General features: G+C 70.6%; 19 protein-coding genes. 15 read left to right on the forward strand and 4 right to left on the reverse strand.

The genetic code is table 11. The features are described from left to right. Window position 1 precedes the first annotated feature (1 nt). Genes B3Z70_RS04960 through B3Z70_RS05030 form a run of 15 tightly spaced genes read left to right on the forward strand, consistent with a single transcriptional unit; the run spans window position 2 to window position 11,902 of the window. Window positions 2–619: a lytic transglycosylase domain-containing protein gene (locus B3Z70_RS04960; RefSeq protein ID WP_292044841.1), complete on the forward strand. Its 618-nt coding sequence runs from the start codon at window positions 2–4 to the stop codon at window positions 617–619. Then, the gene (locus tag B3Z70_RS04965; RefSeq protein WP_292023719.1) at window positions 616–915 is read left to right on the forward strand and encodes a TrbC/VirB2 family protein; all 300 of its coding nucleotides are present in this window, start codon (window positions 616–618) and stop codon (window positions 913–915) included. Before B3Z70_RS04960 ends, B3Z70_RS04965 begins: the two co-directional genes overlap by 4 nt. Continuing rightward, on the forward strand, window positions 915–1,097 hold the full coding sequence (locus B3Z70_RS04970) for a hypothetical protein (RefSeq protein ID WP_292023717.1): 183 nt from the start codon (window positions 915–917) through the stop codon (window positions 1,095–1,097). Before B3Z70_RS04965 ends, B3Z70_RS04970 begins: the two co-directional genes overlap by 1 nt. After that, window positions 1,090–1,425, forward strand: a complete 336-nt coding sequence (locus tag B3Z70_RS04975) for a type IV secretion system protein VirB3 (RefSeq protein WP_292023715.1) — start codon at window positions 1,090–1,092, stop codon at window positions 1,423–1,425. Before B3Z70_RS04970 ends, B3Z70_RS04975 begins: the two co-directional genes overlap by 8 nt. Next, complete coding sequence (locus B3Z70_RS04980; RefSeq protein ID WP_292023713.1) at window positions 1,418–3,793, forward strand: VirB4 family type IV secretion/conjugal transfer ATPase; 2,376 nt, start codon at window positions 1,418–1,420, stop codon at window positions 3,791–3,793. Before B3Z70_RS04975 ends, B3Z70_RS04980 begins: the two co-directional genes overlap by 8 nt. Beyond that, on the forward strand, window positions 3,790–4,518 hold the full coding sequence (locus tag B3Z70_RS04985; RefSeq protein ID WP_292044844.1) for a type IV secretion system protein: 729 nt from the start codon (window positions 3,790–3,792) through the stop codon (window positions 4,516–4,518). The genes B3Z70_RS04980 and B3Z70_RS04985 overlap by 4 nt, the downstream gene beginning before the upstream one ends. Then, entirely contained in the window at window positions 4,515–4,730 is a 216-nt protein-coding gene (locus tag B3Z70_RS04990; RefSeq protein WP_292044846.1) for an EexN family lipoprotein, read from the forward strand. The genes B3Z70_RS04985 and B3Z70_RS04990 overlap by 4 nt, the downstream gene beginning before the upstream one ends. Before the next feature lie 11 nt (window positions 4,731–4,741). Next, the gene (locus tag B3Z70_RS04995; protein WP_292044848.1) at window positions 4,742–5,662 is read left to right on the forward strand and encodes a type IV secretion system protein; all 921 of its coding nucleotides are present in this window, start codon (window positions 4,742–4,744) and stop codon (window positions 5,660–5,662) included. 1 nt (window position 5,663) lies between these two features. Continuing rightward, window positions 5,664–5,870 (forward strand): hypothetical protein, encoded by a 207-nt coding sequence (locus B3Z70_RS05000; protein ID WP_292044850.1) that lies wholly within the window; start codon window positions 5,664–5,666, stop codon window positions 5,868–5,870. Continuing rightward, window positions 5,867–6,550, forward strand: a complete 684-nt coding sequence (locus B3Z70_RS05005) for a virB8 family protein (RefSeq protein WP_292044851.1) — start codon at window positions 5,867–5,869, stop codon at window positions 6,548–6,550. Before B3Z70_RS05000 ends, B3Z70_RS05005 begins: the two co-directional genes overlap by 4 nt. Then, window positions 6,547–7,374 (forward strand): TrbG/VirB9 family P-type conjugative transfer protein, encoded by an 828-nt coding sequence (locus tag B3Z70_RS05010; protein WP_292044853.1) that lies wholly within the window; start codon window positions 6,547–6,549, stop codon window positions 7,372–7,374. Before B3Z70_RS05005 ends, B3Z70_RS05010 begins: the two co-directional genes overlap by 4 nt. Further along, window positions 7,371–8,513, forward strand: coding sequence for a type IV secretion system protein VirB10 (gene virB10 / locus B3Z70_RS05015; RefSeq protein ID WP_292044855.1), 1,143 nt, complete (start codon window positions 7,371–7,373; stop codon window positions 8,511–8,513). The genes B3Z70_RS05010 and virB10 overlap by 4 nt, the downstream gene beginning before the upstream one ends. Continuing rightward, on the forward strand, window positions 8,513–9,520 hold the full coding sequence (gene virB11, locus B3Z70_RS05020) for a P-type DNA transfer ATPase VirB11 (RefSeq protein WP_292022079.1): 1,008 nt from the start codon (window positions 8,513–8,515) through the stop codon (window positions 9,518–9,520). Before virB10 ends, virB11 begins: the two co-directional genes overlap by 1 nt. Next, window positions 9,486–11,303 carry a type IV secretory system conjugative DNA transfer family protein gene (locus tag B3Z70_RS05025; protein ID WP_292022080.1) on the forward strand — a complete coding sequence of 606 codons (1,818 nt, stop codon included), beginning with the start codon at window positions 9,486–9,488 and terminating at the stop codon, window positions 11,301–11,303. The genes virB11 and B3Z70_RS05025 overlap by 35 nt, the downstream gene beginning before the upstream one ends. Next, on the forward strand, window positions 11,300–11,902 hold the full coding sequence (locus B3Z70_RS05030; protein ID WP_292022082.1) for an LPD7 domain-containing protein: 603 nt from the start codon (window positions 11,300–11,302) through the stop codon (window positions 11,900–11,902). The genes B3Z70_RS05025 and B3Z70_RS05030 overlap by 4 nt, the downstream gene beginning before the upstream one ends. 11 nt (window positions 11,903–11,913) lie before the next feature. On the opposite strand, the gene B3Z70_RS05035 is transcribed toward B3Z70_RS05030, so the two are convergent. The 4 genes from B3Z70_RS05035 to B3Z70_RS05050 form a co-directional block, all read right to left on the reverse strand. Further along, window positions 11,914–12,756: a hypothetical protein gene (locus B3Z70_RS05035; protein WP_292022084.1), complete on the reverse strand. Its 843-nt coding sequence runs from the start codon at window positions 12,754–12,756 to the stop codon at window positions 11,914–11,916. Between the two features lie 2 nt (window positions 12,757–12,758). After that, window positions 12,759–13,772 carry a nucleotidyl transferase AbiEii/AbiGii toxin family protein gene (locus B3Z70_RS05040; RefSeq protein WP_292022086.1) on the reverse strand — a complete coding sequence of 338 codons (1,014 nt, stop codon included), beginning with the start codon at window positions 13,770–13,772 and terminating at the stop codon, window positions 12,759–12,761. Further along, window positions 13,765–14,358, reverse strand: coding sequence for a DUF6088 family protein (locus B3Z70_RS05045; protein WP_292022088.1), 594 nt, complete (start codon window positions 14,356–14,358; stop codon window positions 13,765–13,767). Before B3Z70_RS05045 ends, B3Z70_RS05040 begins: the two co-directional genes overlap by 8 nt. A gap of 77 nt (window positions 14,359–14,435) precedes the next feature. Next, a complete protein-coding gene (locus tag B3Z70_RS05050; RefSeq protein WP_292044858.1) occupies window positions 14,436–15,395 on the reverse strand; it encodes a relaxase/mobilization nuclease domain-containing protein in 960 nt (319 codons plus the stop codon). Window positions 15,396–15,399: the final 4 nt, after the last annotated feature.

Here is a 15,399-nt window from a genome sequence, read left to right on the forward strand (position 1 = left end):
CTTGTTGGACCTCGCCCTGATCCTCAGCCTGTCCCAGGCCTGCGCCCCGCAGGTGGCCCCGGAAACCCTGGCGGCCGTCGCCTATGCGGAAAGCCGCTTCAATCCGAACGCCATAGGGGTCAACCGCGGTCCCCGGCCCGCCCGTGCGCCGCGCGACACGACCGAGGCGGCCCGTGTGGCGCGGAGCCTTCTGGCCCGGGGCGCGAACCTCGATCTCGGCGTGGCCCAGATCAATAGCGACAATCTTGGATGGCTCGGCCTCTCTGTCGAGGCCGCCTTCGATCCGTGCCGCAACCTCGCCGCTGCCGGGACCGTCCTGCGCGCGGGATACCGTCCCGTCGAGGGAGTCGATCGTCAGACGACGCTGAGGGTCGCCCTCTCCCGCTACAACACCGGCCATCCCGAGCGCGGCTTCCGCAACGGTTACGTCGCCAGGGTCGAGGCCGCCGCCGCCACCCTCGGCCTGCAGGTGCTGCGACCCGTCGAACCCCTCGCTGACGCTCCACCACCCCAGCCCTCGCCGCCATCGCCGCCGCCGGATTGGGATGTGTTCTCGCGCGCCCGGACGAGCCTCGTCCTGACCTTCACCGCAACCCCGGACAGGGAGATTTCACGATGACCGCCCCCGCGACCGTTCGCAGGCTCGGCGCCGCCGGCGCCATCGCCCTCGCCTCCAGCCTCATCCTGGTTCAGCCGGCCTTCGCCTCGGCCAATGTCGAGGGTCTGCTGCAGAACGTCGTCGACATGCTCACCGGCAACACCGCCCGGCTGCTGGCCGTCCTGGCGGTCGTGGTGGTGGGCATCCTGTGGATGTTCGGCCTGTTCGATCTGCGACGGGCGGCCATCGTGGTGCTCGGCATCGTGGTCGTCTTCGGCGCGGCCGAAATCGTCAACCTGATCACCGGCGGCGCCTGATGGACGCCCCGCCCCCCTGGCTGACGATCGGATCGATCACGGCGCTCCTGGCCCTGGGCCTGATGCTCGGCCTGAAGCTGATCTCGCCCAAACGTTTCGCCCAGATCGTCGCCGGCCTAACCTCCGGCCTCGCCATCGGCCTCGCCCTGTCGCGTCTGCCAGCGGGAGGCGCGCATGGCTGAGGAACGCCTGACCGAGGATCCGTTGTTCCTGGCCTGCACCCGGCCGGCGATGATCCTGGGCGTGCCCATGGAGGCCATGGGCGTCAACGTCATCCTGTCGGGCGTCGTCTTCCTCGTCGGCGGCAGCCTGCTTTATCTTCTAGTCGCCCCGGGCCTGCATCTGGTGTTTCGGGCGATCTGCCGAGCCGACCACAACGCCTTTCGACTGCTGTTCGTCTACGTCGACACCAAGGGCCGGTCGCGCAACGCGGCGCTCTGGGGCGGCAGCTCGGTGACGCCGCTCTCCCTGGTCCGGCGCTATCGGCCGGTGGAGTTGTCCCGTGGCTGAGGGAAGCGTCAGCGCCGCTCGGCTCCGGCGCGAGGCCGACGCCCGGCCGCACCTGCCCTATGCGCGGCATGTCTCGGACGCCGTGGTCGCGCTCGACAGCGGCGCCCTGATGATGGTGTTCCAGATCGACGGGGCCAGTTTCGAGACCGCCGATGCGCGCGACCTCAATGACTGGCACGTCAAGCTGAACCAGGCTTGGCGCAACCTCGCCGACGACCGCCTGGCGGTCTGGCACCATGTGGTGCGGCGTCCGGTCGAGCTGGATCGGTCGACGGGATTTCGCTCGGACTTCGCCGGCGAACTGGGCGGCCTCTACGACGACCGTGTCGCGGGGCGACAGCTCTGGATCAACGAGCTCTTCGTCACCCTCGTCCTGCACCCCGGTCGCGACGCTGGCGATCGGGCCGCCGCGCTGGCCCGTCGGCTGAAGGCGGCGCGCCGGGCGAACGCCGAGGTGGAGATCGCCCACATCCAGCGGATCGAGGAGGCGGGGCGCGACCTGGTTCAATACCTCGACCGCTACGCGCCGCGCCGGCTGGACCTCTATGAGCGGGGCGGCCTGTGGTTCTCGGAGCCGATGGAGATCATGCGTCTGGTCCTGACGGGCCGGCGCTCCCCGGTTCCGATCGTCTTCGGCCACCTCGGCGCGGCGATCCATACCGTGCGGATCATCTTCGGCCGCGAGACCCTGGAGCTTCGGGACGTCGCCGACGCCCGCTACGCCGGCGTCCTGGCCGTGAAGGAATACCCGGCGGCGACCCGTCCGGGCCTGTGGGACGACCTGTTGAGCGTCCGCTTCGGCTTCGTCGCCAGCCAGTCCTTCGCCTTCCTGTCCAAGGCCGCCGCCCGCACGGTGATGGAGCGCAAGCAGAACCAGATGGTGTCCGCGCGCGATCGTGCGGCTTCCCAGATCAACGGCCTGTCCGAGGCGCTCGACGACCTCGTCAGCAACCGCTTCGTCATGGGCGAGCACCAGGCGTCGATCCTCGTCCACGGCGACACCCCGTCGGCCCTGGCCGATCACCTGTCCAAGGCGCGGGCCATTCTGGCGGACTCCGGTCTGGTGGTGGCGCGCGAGGATCTCGGACTGGAGGCGGCCTTCTGGTCGCAGTTCCCCGGCGCCTTCGCCCGCCGCACCCGGCCCGCCGCCATCACCTCGCGCAATTTCGCGGCCTTGGCGCCGTTCCACGCCCATCCCGTCGGCAAGGCCCGGGGCAACCATTGGGGCGACGCCGTCGCGGTGCTGCGCACCACGGCCGGTTCACCCTTCTGGTTCAACTTCCATGTCGGCGATCTCGGGCACACCTTCATTTGCGGGCCGTCCGGGTCGGGCAAGACGGTGGTGCAGAACTTCATGCTGGCGCAGCTGGAGCGGTTCGACGCCCAGCAGTTGTTCATCGACAAGGACCGCGGTGCCGAGATCTTCGTCCGCGCCTGCGGCGGGACCTACCTCGCCCTGCGCAACGGCGAGCCCACGGGCTTCGCGCCCTTCAAGGCCCTCGAGCCGACCCCGGCCAACCGCGCCTTCCTTGTCCGCCTCGTCCGCGCCCTCGTCGATCGCCCCAATGAAACCCTGACCGTGCCCGAGGCGCGCGCCATCGACCACGGCGTCGCCGCCCTGGAGGCCTTGCCGCGCGAGCGTCGTTCCATCGCCGCCCTGCGCAGCCTGCTTGGCCAGGGCGACGCCGGCGGCGTCGGGGCCCGGCTGGAGCGTTGGCAGCGCGGCGGCCCCCTCGGCTGGGTGCTCGACAATGACGACGACGCCCTCAGCCTGGAGGCCCGCTTCGCCGGCTTCGATATCACCCAGGTGCTCGACCACGACGAGGTCCGCACCCCGGCCATGATGTATCTTTTCCACCGCATCGCCGAGCGGGTCGACGGCCGTCGGCTCGTCCTCGACATCGACGAGTTCTGGAAGGTGCTGGGCGACCCGGCCTTCACCGATCTCGCTCAGGACGGGCTCAAGACCTGGCGCAAGCAGAATGCCCTGATGGTGTTCGGCACCCAGTCGCCGGCCGACGCCCTGCGCTCCCCGATCGCCCACGCCATCCTCGAGCAGTGCGCAACCAAAATCTTCCTGCCCAACGCCCACGGCCAGGCGCGCGACTATGTCGACGGTTTCGGCCTCACCCACGAGGAGTTCCGCCTCGTACGCGAGGTGCTGACCCCGGAGTCGCATCGCTTCCTGGTGAAGCAGGGCCACGACAGCGTGGTGGTGGAATTGGATCTCGGCGGCATGGACGACGCCCTGTCGGTCTTGTCCGGCCGGTCCGAGACCACCGCCCTGCTCGACCGGCTGCGCGCCGAAATGGGCGACGACTACGCGCGCTGGCGCGACCCCTTCCATCACCAGAGGAGGTTCCTGTGAGAGCCCGCATTCCCTTCGCCGCGGCGGCCGCCGCCCTCGTCCTCGCCGCCGCCCCGACGGTCCAGGCGCAGCAGATCGTCCACGATCCCCGGGCCCTGGCCCAGATGATCGAGGAGGCGCGCACGACGCTGGACCAGCTGAGGGCGCTGCAGACCCAGGTCGAACAGGGCCGGCAGTTGTTCGACAGCCTGAACGACCTGTCCGGCGTCAACGCCCTGGCCGGCGAACTCGGCTTGCCGACGGTGCGCAATCCGCTGCCCGACATGCGCGCGCTTCGCGCCGCCGCCGACGGCGACCTGTCCGCGCTCGGCGACCTGGCCGACCGCGCCGACGCCATCCGCCGCGACACCCGGCTCTATACGCCGCCGGCGGGCGACCTCGATCCGGCGGAGGCCTACTACCGCGACAGCCTCGAACGCGCCGGCGCGCGCACCGCGCGCGATCTGGCCGTCGGCGAGGCGGTCGGCGGCGCCGCGGACCGGCGTCTACAGGGTCTGGAGACGCTCCGCTCCGCCCTCGACACAGCACCCAACGCCCGCGCCGTCCTCGACCTCGAGGCCCGCCTCGCGGCCGAGCAGGCGTTGATCCAGAATGAGCAGGTCCGGCTGCAGGGTCTCGCCCTGACCCAGGCGGCTGAGGCGCGCCTCGAGGAGCAGCGCGCCCGCGAACGGGCCGAAGCCGCCCGGACGGCGCGCATGGACGTCTATGAAAGGGCGTTCCGGTGAGACGCTCCGCCCTGATCGTCGCCCTCGGCCTGGTCGGCTGCGGGTCGCCCGAGCGGACCGCAGAAGACTTCGCCGCCGATCCCGACGCGGCCGAAGCGATCGTGGCGGCCTGCGACGCCGGTCGAGCCGAGCGCGAATGCGAAGCGGCGCGTCAGGGCCTGGCCGAAGCGCGTCGGCAGGCGCGGATGCGCGTCTATGAGCGGGCCTTCTGAGGATCCCGACGATGAGCTTTCGCGTCTTCGAGCCCAGCTATGACTTCATCGACGAACGGCTCAACGTCTTTCTGGGCGACCGCCTGTCGTCGGTGATCGCCGAAGTCGAGGGTCCGCTGCGCATCGCTCTGGTCCTCTATGTCGTGCTCTACGGCGTCGCCATCCTGAGGGGCGCGATCAGCGAACCGGTGATGGACTTCGCGGTCCGGTCGCTGAAGCTGGCCTTCCTCTATCTGCTGGCGACCACGGCCGCCTATTCCACGTTCGTCACCGAGCCGCTGTTCACCGGCCTGCCCAACGCCCTGACCCGGGCGGTCAGCGGCGCGGACACCCCCAGCGTCGGCGCGGCCTTCGACCAGTTCTTCGCCTATGCTGCCTGGCTGGGCGAGGACATCTCGCGCGACGGCTCCGCCTTCAATCCGGGCCCCTGGGTGGTCTCGGCCGCCGTCTTCATCATCGGGACCCTGGCCGCGGCCCTCGGCTTCGGCGTGGTGCTGGTGGCCAAGCTGGCTCTGGCCCTGCTCGTCACCTTAGGCCCGATCTTCATCGCCTGCGCCCTGTTCGACGCGACCCGCCGCTTCTTCTTCGGCTGGCTCAGCCAGGCGGTGAACTATCTCGTCCTGTTCGCCCTGATCATCGTCATTTTCCAGCTCGTCCTGTCGCTCGTGCGCGACCAGTGGGGCGCGATCCAGGGGGCCGACCCGATGATCGGCGGGCTGATCTTCATCGCCCTATGCCTGCTGGGAGCGATCTTCTTCCTGCAGACTCCGGCCATCGCCGCCGGCATCGCGGGCGGAGCCAGCGCTGGCCTCGCCGACTTCGCCAACGCCGCGGCCTTGGGCGGGAGCGGCTCAAGTCGCTCCCAGGGTCCGCAAGAAGCCAGCCGCCAACCGCCCAGGGGCGGCGGCTCCATCCGACCGAGAGGCGCCTGACATGATCTATCGCTCCCTCCTGTTCGCCGGCCTGATGCTGTTGGGCGGCTGCGCCCACCAGAGCGATCCGGCCCTGCCGACCTGCGACGGCTCGGCCCGGCGACCGGCCAATCCCCACGGCTCGGTGCTCGCGCCCCAGGCCGGACCACGATCGGCCGAGGCCGCCGTCGATGCCGGCCCCGACGCCGGAACGGGAGGCTGCGCATGAGCGGCGTCCCCTCCTCCGAGCTGAAGCGCTACTTCACCGAAGCGCGGCGCTGGGACCAGGACCGCCTGGCCTCGGCGCTCCGGTCGCGCCGGCTCGCCTGGTCGATAGCGGCCACGGCCACGGGTCTGGCGGTGATCGCGACCGGCGCGGTGGCGATGCTGACGCCGCTGAAGTCCACCGAACCCTTCGTCATCCGGGTGGACCGGACGACTGGCGCGGTCGACGTCGTGCGTGGCCTCTCGGCCGAGGACGGGCCGGTCCGCTACGACGAGGCCGTCAGCAAATATTTCCTCGGCCAATATGTGCGCCAGCGCGAGGGCTACCTCGATCCGGCCGCCGAGGACGCGTTCCGTCTGGTCTCCATTCTGTCGGCGCCGGCCGAACAGCGGCGCTGGGCTGATCTGTTCCGCGGCTCCAATCCCGACAGCCCGCAGAACGTCTACGGCCGCGACGGCGAGGCCGTCATCTCGATCCGCGCCATCGGCTTCATTAACGACGGCGTCGCCAACGTCCGCTTCCACCGAACGGTCCGCCAGGCCCAGCAGACGGTGGAGAGCGACTGGATCGCCACCATCGCCTTCACCTACACCCGCGCGCCGATGTCGGAACCGGACCGGCTGAGGAATCCCCTCGGCTTCCAGGTGACCTCCTACCGCGCCGATCCGGAGGTCATCCGATGAAACGTCCCCTCGCCGTCCTTTGCCTGGCCGCCGGCCTCGCCCTCGCATGCCCGGTCGCGGCGCAGACGCCTCAGGACCCGCGCATCCGCGAGCTCGCCTATGATCCGGCCGCCGTCTACCGGATCGCCGGGGCCTTCCGCACGGCGACCCAGATCGTCTTCTCGCCCGAGGAGACGATCCGTCACGCCGCCATCGGCGACAGCGTCGCCTGGGAGGTCGCCGCCGAGGGGTCGGTGCTCTTCCTCAAGCCGCGCGAACGCCATCAGGCGACCAACCTCCTTGTCGTCACCGAGCGCGCCGGCGCGATCCGCCACTACGCCTTCGAGCTCGTCGCCCGCGAGCCCGGTGATCGGACCGCGATCGCCTATCAGGTCCGGTTCCGCTACCCGGCCGACGACCAAGCCGAGGCGGCCCGGGCGCTGGCCGTCCAGGCCGAGGCGGTGGAGCAGCGCCTCATCGGGCTGGAGCTGGAGCGCGGCGTGGTTGAAGGGATCCGCAATCTCGCCTGGTCGGCCCAGGGCGACGCCGCTCTGCAGCCGAGCGAGGTCAGCGACAACGGCCGTTTCACCGTGCTGCGCTTCCCCGGCGTCCAACCCCTGCCGGCCGTGTTCGAGGTCGGCGACGACGGCTCGGAACGGCTTATCCCCTATGACGTCCGCGGCGAGTTCGTCGTCATACACGGCGTGACGCGCGGCCTGCGGCTGCGGCGGGGGCAGTCGGTCCTGTGCCTGTTCAACGACGCCTATGACGCGCGCGGCGTCGCGGTGGGTACGGGCACGGCCTCTCCGGCCGTTGACCGCGCCCCCCTCGGAGGCCGGTCATGACCGCGCCCGATCCCATGCCGCCCATTGACGGGCCGCCGCCTCCGCCCGCCGCGCCCGGCGATCGCGGGATCTCGCCGATCGCCGGGCGGTTCGGCGGACGGCAGGGCAAGGTCATAACCCTGGCCGCTCTGGCCGTCGGCTGCGGCGTCTTCCTGATCGCCAGTTGGGATCGCGGCGACGCCGAGGGCAGCGAACCGTCGCGTCGCGACGAGCCCGCCCGGCAGACGACGCCGTTCGAGCCCGCCCGTCGCGAGCCGCCGCCCCTGCTCAGCGAGGCCGCCTTCGATCCGGATGCGCCGGTCTTGAGCGACGAAGATGCCATCCCGCCCCTGGAAGTCGCGCCCCGGGGTGAAGCACCGCCCCGTTCCGGCCCCGGTCCCGCGGAACAGCGGCGCGCCCTGGCCGAAAGCGCCCGGCGGGCGCCCGTGCTCGCCTATAGCCGGGCCGGCCGCCAGCCCGGCCCGCCGCCGATCCCGACGACCCCGACGACCCCGACGACCCCGACGCCTCTAGGCGAACCGACGTCGCTCGACCAGCTCCGTCAACTCACGCCCGTGGGCCAGACCCGCGCTGGCCGCCTGCCCGACCGCAATCTGCTGGTCACCGCCGGAACCAGCGTGCCCTGTGTCCTGCAGACGGCCCTGGACAGCACCACGCCCGGCTATGTCACCTGCGTCCTGCCGCGCGACGTCTGGTCCGACAACGGCGCCGTGGTGTTGATGGAGCGCGGCACCCGGGTTCTGGGAGAATACCGCGGCGGTCTCCAACAGGGCCGCCGCCGGCTGTTTGTGCTCTGGACCCGGGCGGTGACGCCAACGGGGGTCGCCGTCGCCCTCGCCTCGCCCGCCGCCGACGCTCTCGGCCGGTCGGGGTTCGACGGCGTGGTCGACACCCATTTCTGGGACCGGTTCGGCGGGGCGCTGCTGCTCTCCATCGTCGACGACGGCGTTTACGCCGCCGCAGGCCAAGGCGAAGGCGCCTCCTCCCTGGCGCGCGTGCCGTCGGACGCCGCCAGCGTCGCCCTACAGGGCTCGGTCGAGATCCCGCCGACGCTGCGCAAGGGCCAGGGCGCGGAAGTGTCGATCTTCGTCGCGCAGGACCTGGATTTCGCCGGAGTCTATCGGCTGCGGTCCCGCTGATGGACGACACCTCGGTCCTGGATCATTACCTTGCGCCGCTGCGCCCCTTCCTCGAACCGGCCGCCGTGACCGAGGTCGTCATCAACCGACCGGGCGAGGTGGGGGTCGAGGCGGACGGGGCCTGGCAGTGGACCGAGGCGCCCGAACTGACCGAGGCCTGGCTGCGCACCCTGGCGGTGGCCGCCGCGGCCTACACCCGTCAGGACGTCGGCCCCGAGCAGCCGATCTGCTCGACCACCCTGCCCGGCGACGTGCGCTGCCAGATCGTCCTGCCGCCGGTGGCGGCGGACGGGGGCCTTTCCCTGACCCTGAGAAAGCCGTCGCGGCGGCGTCTGGGGCTGAAGGCGTTCGCGGACGCCGGCCTGTTCGATGCGGTCGCGGACGCTCAGACGGACGCCACGGACCACGTCGACGCCGAACTGATGCGTCTGCGCCGGGCCGGCGACTGGCCGGGCTTTCTGACCCTGGCGGTCACGGCCCGACGCAACATCCTCATCTCCGGCGCGACCGGGTCGGGCAAGACGACCTTGGCCAAAGGGCTGATCGAGCTCATCCCGGACCATGAGCGGCTGCTGACCATCGAGGACACCCGCGAGTTCGTCGTGCCGCACCGCAACGTCGTCCATCTGGTCTATTCCAAGGATGGACAGGGGCTGGCCCGGATCGGCCCGAAGCAGCTTCTGGAAAGCGCCCTGCGCATGCGGCCGGACCGCATCCTGCTGCAGGAGCTTCGCGACGGCACGGCCTTCTTCTACCTGCGCAACGTCAACTCGGGACACCCGGGCTCGATCACCACGGTGCACGCGGATTCCGCCGCCCTCGCCTTTGAGCAACTCACCCTGCTGGTGCGTGAATCCGAGGGCGGGCGCGACCTGCCCCGCGAGGACATCCGCGCCCTGCTGCATCTTCTCGTCGACGTCGTCATCCAGATGAAGAAGGTCGACGGGCGTTTCCGTGTGACGGAGGTCTGGCATGACCCGGTTCGCAAGCGCCAGCCCGGGAGCTAGGGCGGCGGCCTTCGCCGTCGGCGGTCTGGCCGCCGTGGTCTTGCTGGCCGTTCTCGCCGCCCTCATCGCTCTGATGGGCCTGGGCCAATTCTCCGACGCCATCGATCCCGCCCGCGTGCCCGGATGGTTCTGGTACTATCGCCAGGATCCGGAGGTGCGGCGCTGGCTGACTGTCGGCATTTCGGTCTCGGCTCTGCTCGGCGGCGTCCTCGTCACGGCCGCGCTGCTCGCCCGGCGCCGGCCCCTGCACGGCGCCGCCCGCTGGGCCTCGGGATCCGAACAGCGACGCGCGGGTCTGCGGGCCGACCGCGGCGTCGTTCTCGGCCGGGCCGACGGCGGCTTCCTCATCGCCGATGGACCGGACCACGTCATGCTCTACGCCCCCACCCGCACCGGCAAGGGCGTCGGCGTGGTCATCCCCAACCTCCTGGCCTGGCCCGACTCCGTGGTGGTGCTGGACATCAAACGCGAGAACTTCCTCGCCACGGCCGGCTATCGCGCCGAGGCCGGCCAGACGGTCCATCTGTTCGATCCGCTGGCGCGGGACGGCCGCACGGCGCGGTTCAATCCGCTCGGTCATGTCGATCGCACGGACCCGATCGCGGTGCTGGACGAACTGCAGCGCATGGCGGCGATGCTGTTCCCGGTCCACGAGCGGGCCGATCCCTTCTGGGCGGAGGCTTCTCGAACCGGGTTCATCGGCGTCGGCGGCTATGTCGCGGCCACGCCCGACCGGCCCTTCACCTTGGGCGAGATCTTTCGCCAGCTGACCGCAGGGGACGCCCGCGCCCAACTGCCCCGGATCGTCGCGGCCCGGAACCGGGAGGGTCGCCCGCTGCCGGACCCGGTCGTGGCGGCGGTCACCGACTTCACCAGCTCCAGCGAGAACACCTACGCTTCGGTGCGCCAGTCGATCACCACCCGGATGGGGCTATGGCTCAATCCCCGGGTCGACGCCGCCACCGCCGCCTCGGATTTCGACCTGCGCGACCTGCGCGGCGGCCGGCTCTCCCTCTATCTGGGCGCCACGCCGGATAACATGCTGAGGATCCAGCCGCTCTATGCGCTGCTCTTCCAGCAGTTGGTCGACCTGAACAGCCGCGCCCTGCCCGGCCCCGCCGACCGGCCCGCCCTGATCGTGCTCGACGAATTCGCCCGTCTTGGGCCCGCGCCGGTCCTGGCCCACGCCTTCGCCTGGGTCGCCGGCTACGGTCTGCGGCTGCTTGCGGTGCTTCAGAGCCCGTCCCAGCTGAGGGCCATCTACGGCCCGGACGTGGCCGAGGAGGTGATGACCAACTGCGGGGTGGAGATCGTCTTCGCGCCCAAGGAGCTCAAGATCGCCCAGGAGCTCAGCGATCGGCTGGGCGCCTATACGACGGACGGCCGCAGCCGCAGCCGACCGACGGGACTGAGCCAGGGCCGCCGCAGCACGACGGTTTCCGACCAGCGCCGGGCGCTGATGCTGCCCCAGGAGCTGATGCAGCTCCCGCAATCAGCTCTGATCGTGCTGAAGGCCGGCCTGCCGCCGGTTCGGGGCCGGAAGATCGCCTATTTCCGGGAGCGCGTCTTCCAGCGCCGGCTGCGGCCCGCCCCCGACCTGGCGCCGGTCGCCGCGCCGACATCGCCCCCGGTTCCGGAGGAGGATCCGATGGATTTCGACGTCATTGCCCGGGCCTTCGCCGTCGAAGGCCTGCCGCCGCCTCCCGCCGGGGCGGATGAGAGCGCCGTCGGCGCCTGGCTGGACCGCGTCGTCGATGCGGCCGTGCTGGAGCGCGAGCCATGAAGCCCCCCGACGCCGGCCCATCCAACCGCCTCGGCCCTGCGCCCGGCCCGACCGGGTCGCGCCGTTCGACCGCGAAAGGCGATGTGCCCGAAGCGGTGCTCGATCGCTATCTGGTCGAGCGCGACCTGCGGGGCCGGCCCGAGCGCTTCTTCCGCGATCATCGCGCGGCCGAACCGATGTTCCGCGACCGCGGCGGCTCGCTCGTCTCCAGCCAAGCCTATCCGGACGCTGTCGTCGACATGCTCAAGATCGCGCGCCACCGCGGCTGGGACCGGATCCAGGTATCCGGCGATCCGGCCTTCCGACGCGAGGTCTGGATCCAGGCCCAGGCCCTTGGGCTGGATGTGCAGGGCCACCGACCGCGAGAGCGAGATCGACAGGCCGCCGGCCTCGACCGTCCGTCGCCTCGGCGGGACGCCGAAACCGCGAAGGCGCACGACGCGCTCGCCGAGCGTTTGGCGAAGGCCGCCATCGTGGTGGCGCGCCTGGTCCCCGACGCCGCGATCCAGACACGCCTGATTGAGGCCGCCTGGGCGCGCGCGGACCGACCCCGCCCGACGGAACGGGAACCGGCGCGCGAACGCGACCGGCAGCGTTAGCGGCGCCCTGTCTAGAACTGGTTTTTCAGGTAGGGCGAGACCGTGAAGGCCGGAAACGCAAGGCCGCCCCGCTTCAGGTTCATCAGGTCCCAGTACATGCCGAGCGCCAGAGGATCGCGGATCTCCGTCGGGACGTCGAAGCTGTAGTCGCCGTCGAACCGATCGCCGCGCCGCCAGGCCCGCGCATATTCCGGCGACAGATAGTCGAACAGGGCCCGCCGGATCTGGTCCAGGAACTCCGCGATGGTGCTGGCGTGATAGGAGAAGACGTCCCTGTAGAACCAGTGCTGGAAGTCCGGAAGGGTGCGATAAACCGTGCCCTCATCGACATCATGGCCGTGCCGGGCGAGCATTTTGCGGATCTGTTTCACCCGCGCGCCCAGCCGTGAAAAGTTGTGCTTGTTGGCGTCCCCGACCACCTTGAGCAGCCAGATCCGTGAGACACGCAGGTCCAGGGACAGATCCAGTTCGGAAAGCCAGACGGCCGGACAGTAGCATTCGGCGTTCAGCCAGTCGGCGAAGGCCGAGGCCGCCGCCGCCAGCCCCGAGGCGTCGGGACCGAGTTGCGGCTGGCGGCCGATGGCCTCGAGATAGAAGAGATAGGTCCGGTCGGTTTCGCGCGGAGCTTGGCCCGACGGCGCGAAGGCGAATGGCAGGGCCGAGGGTTTCGGCTGGGCCAGAAAGTCCGCCAGAAGGATCGCGAAGACCCGTTTGTGCGAGCCGGACTCGAACACCAGATTGGTCGGCCGGGACGTCACCGGATACTGGAAGATCTCGAAATTGACCATGTCATCGATCATGTCCCAGACGGCCTTGAGCAGGATCGCCTCCTGCTCGATGGCGGCGTAGGTCATCGTCACGCCGCCGCGGCGTTGGCGCGCCGGGCGAGATCCGCACAGGTCTCCATCAAGGCCTCGAACGGTTCGGCGTCCGCCTCCAGCAGACCATCCTCGACCATCCGGCGATAGTCCTCGCCCAAGGCCTCCAGGGACGCGCCTTCCGGCTTCAACTGAAGACCGCCGGCGACAGCCCGACCGTAGTCGATCTCCGCGCCGTCGGCGGTCTCGCGGAAGAACATCGCCTTGTGCCGCGCGACCGCCTCGGCGACCGCGCGATCGGTGATCGCCGTCCCCGCGAAACCGGCGGCGTCCAGACGGGCCAGATCGTGCCAGTGACGCGAGAAGCGATCCCCGCGCAGACGGCCCTGGACGCAATAGACATGGGCCGCCGTGGCCTTCTCCCAGAAGGTTCGTTCGGCGGCCATCACCCGCGGCGTGGCGGTCGGGAACGCCACCCCCGGCAGATGAGCGGCCGCATCGCAGACCACCGGACGGGGCGCGCTCGGTTCACCGGTCGCGCGGGCCCCGAACTCGAGCATCACGCTGGGAGAAACATAGCCCGTCCCGGTGCTGGTCGGGGCGTAGTCCACGAAGGCCTTAGCCCCCTCGATCCGCACCTCGGCGGCGACGCCGTCGGCGGCCAGCCGCGCCTCGAGCATCGGCCGAACCTCGCCCTCGACCCAGAGCGGCAACAGCCGCTGAACGTCGCGCGACCAACGCCGCTCCTCGGCGCGGGTCGCCGGCACGGGGTCTTCGGGCGCGTCGGCCAGGTCCGGAAGGAGGCGACGGATGTCATAGGTCAGGTCGATGTCTTCGGAGAAGCGCTGGATGACGTCATAGGCCTTGGACAGGGACGTGCCGCCCTTGAACACCAGCGCCTCGCCCAGGGGCGCCTCGAACAGGGCCCGAAGCGCCCACACCACCCAGACGTCCTTCTCCAGCAGATGCGCGGGACGGCCGGACTCGGCCGCCGCGGTCGCGAGCGCCTCGATCCGCTCCTCGGCGGACAGCTGCAGGAAGACGTCAGACATGCGCCGCCTGGCTCACCGACCGCGCCAGCCAGGTCGGCAGACGCGGCCCGACGGACACCAACTCCCCGAACGCCGAAGGCCCAAGCTTGCGCTTCAGGGTTTCGAGCGCCTTTCCGGCCTTCTCCGGCCCCAGCCACGCCAGGGCGCGAACCGCCTCGCCGGCGGGACGATCGGCCAGCAGCAGCTGCCATGCGGGCGCGTGCTGGAACTCCACCGTCTGCTTGCCGACGCTGAAGGTGCGGCTCTTCCCGTTGGTCAGATAGACCATGCGGATCGGCACCTGGGTGGTCAGGCCCAGGGCGTTGGCCGCCGCCGCGCCATTGGAGGCGACGACCTCGCCGCGCTGTTCGCTCACGGCGCGCACAACCTTTTCGATCGAGGGCGTGCGGGCGCCGAACCGGCTTTCGAGCGGACGCATGTACACGCCGCGCCCGGCGCGCAAAAGTCGCCCCCGACGAACCAGCCGAGACAAAGCCTGGTCCACCGCCGCGCGGCTGCCCAGATGCAGCAATGCCTTGGCGGCGATCGGCGCGCCTTCCGGCAGCATCGAAGCCCGCTCCATGATCTGATCGGCGAGAACTTGCATGATGACCTCAGTGTCAGAAATATAGGATAACTTCTGACACTTCGCAAACGCGACCAACGGGGCGTCAAGGCCGGCGCCTATCGTTCACGAGTTCGGCCGGGATCGCGTTGCGCCTCGCCTCTCTTCCGTAGCGCCTGATCGCGCGTCATCGGCGCTGGCCGGTCCCGAACGAACCGCTCCACCAGAGCGGCGAGAGCGCGATCCTCTGCCCGCTCCGATCGCGACAGACGCATCGCCTCAGCCACCAAGACTCGCCGGATGGCCCACTCACGCGTCCGGATAGCGTCCAGCCAGGGCGCTTCGCCGCCGCCCGCCGTGAGTGCGGCCCGATAGGCGGCGGCGAGCACTTCGGGCAGCGGCCCCTGCCCCGCCACGAACCGCTCGCGCATCTTGCGCACCGAGATGCGCTCGGCCTTGCGGGTCACGCCGCGCGTCCGGCGCGGCGTGGCCTCGGCCTCGATCGACCGGTCGCGAAGGGCGCGCGCGAAGTCTTCCCGCCAAACCTGCAGGTCCGCCTTGCGGGGATTCAACCGCTCGCCGTCCCGCCCCAATCTTCGCACCGCCAGATGGACGTGCGGATGGCGGCCTTCATCATGCAAGGTGAAGACATAGGGAAAGCGCTCGCCGAACGTCCCGGCTGCAAAGGCCCTCGCCGCGTCCTCCAGGCGGACGGCGTCAGTCCCGGCCGGCATGCTCAGCACGATCGAGAGGGTGATCGAGGCGTCACGCCTGCGCCCCGGCTCAAGCGCGAACTCCTCGGCCCAGTCGCGCGCCAGCTCCCGCACTTGCCCACTGCCGTCCAGCCGCTCTCCGTCGGGCCCTTCAAGCGCCAGGGCGCCGTTGCGGCTGATGTAGTCCAGGTGCGCCTTCAGATGGGCGCCGTCCCGGGTTCGTCCAGTGATCTTCACCATCACCTCGGGTACGCGGAGCGCCACCCGAGCGAACCGGACGGACGGATTGCCGCCATCCCCGCGAGACGGGCGCAGCACCGCAGGCGTGATCCGGGCGCGCCGGATCTCGACGGGCGGACGCAGCACCTCC

Origin of the sequence: Brevundimonas sp. UBA6550 (genome assembly GCF_002434505.1) — a bacterium.
Classification (GTDB): domain Bacteria; phylum Pseudomonadota; class Alphaproteobacteria; order Caulobacterales; family Caulobacteraceae; genus Brevundimonas.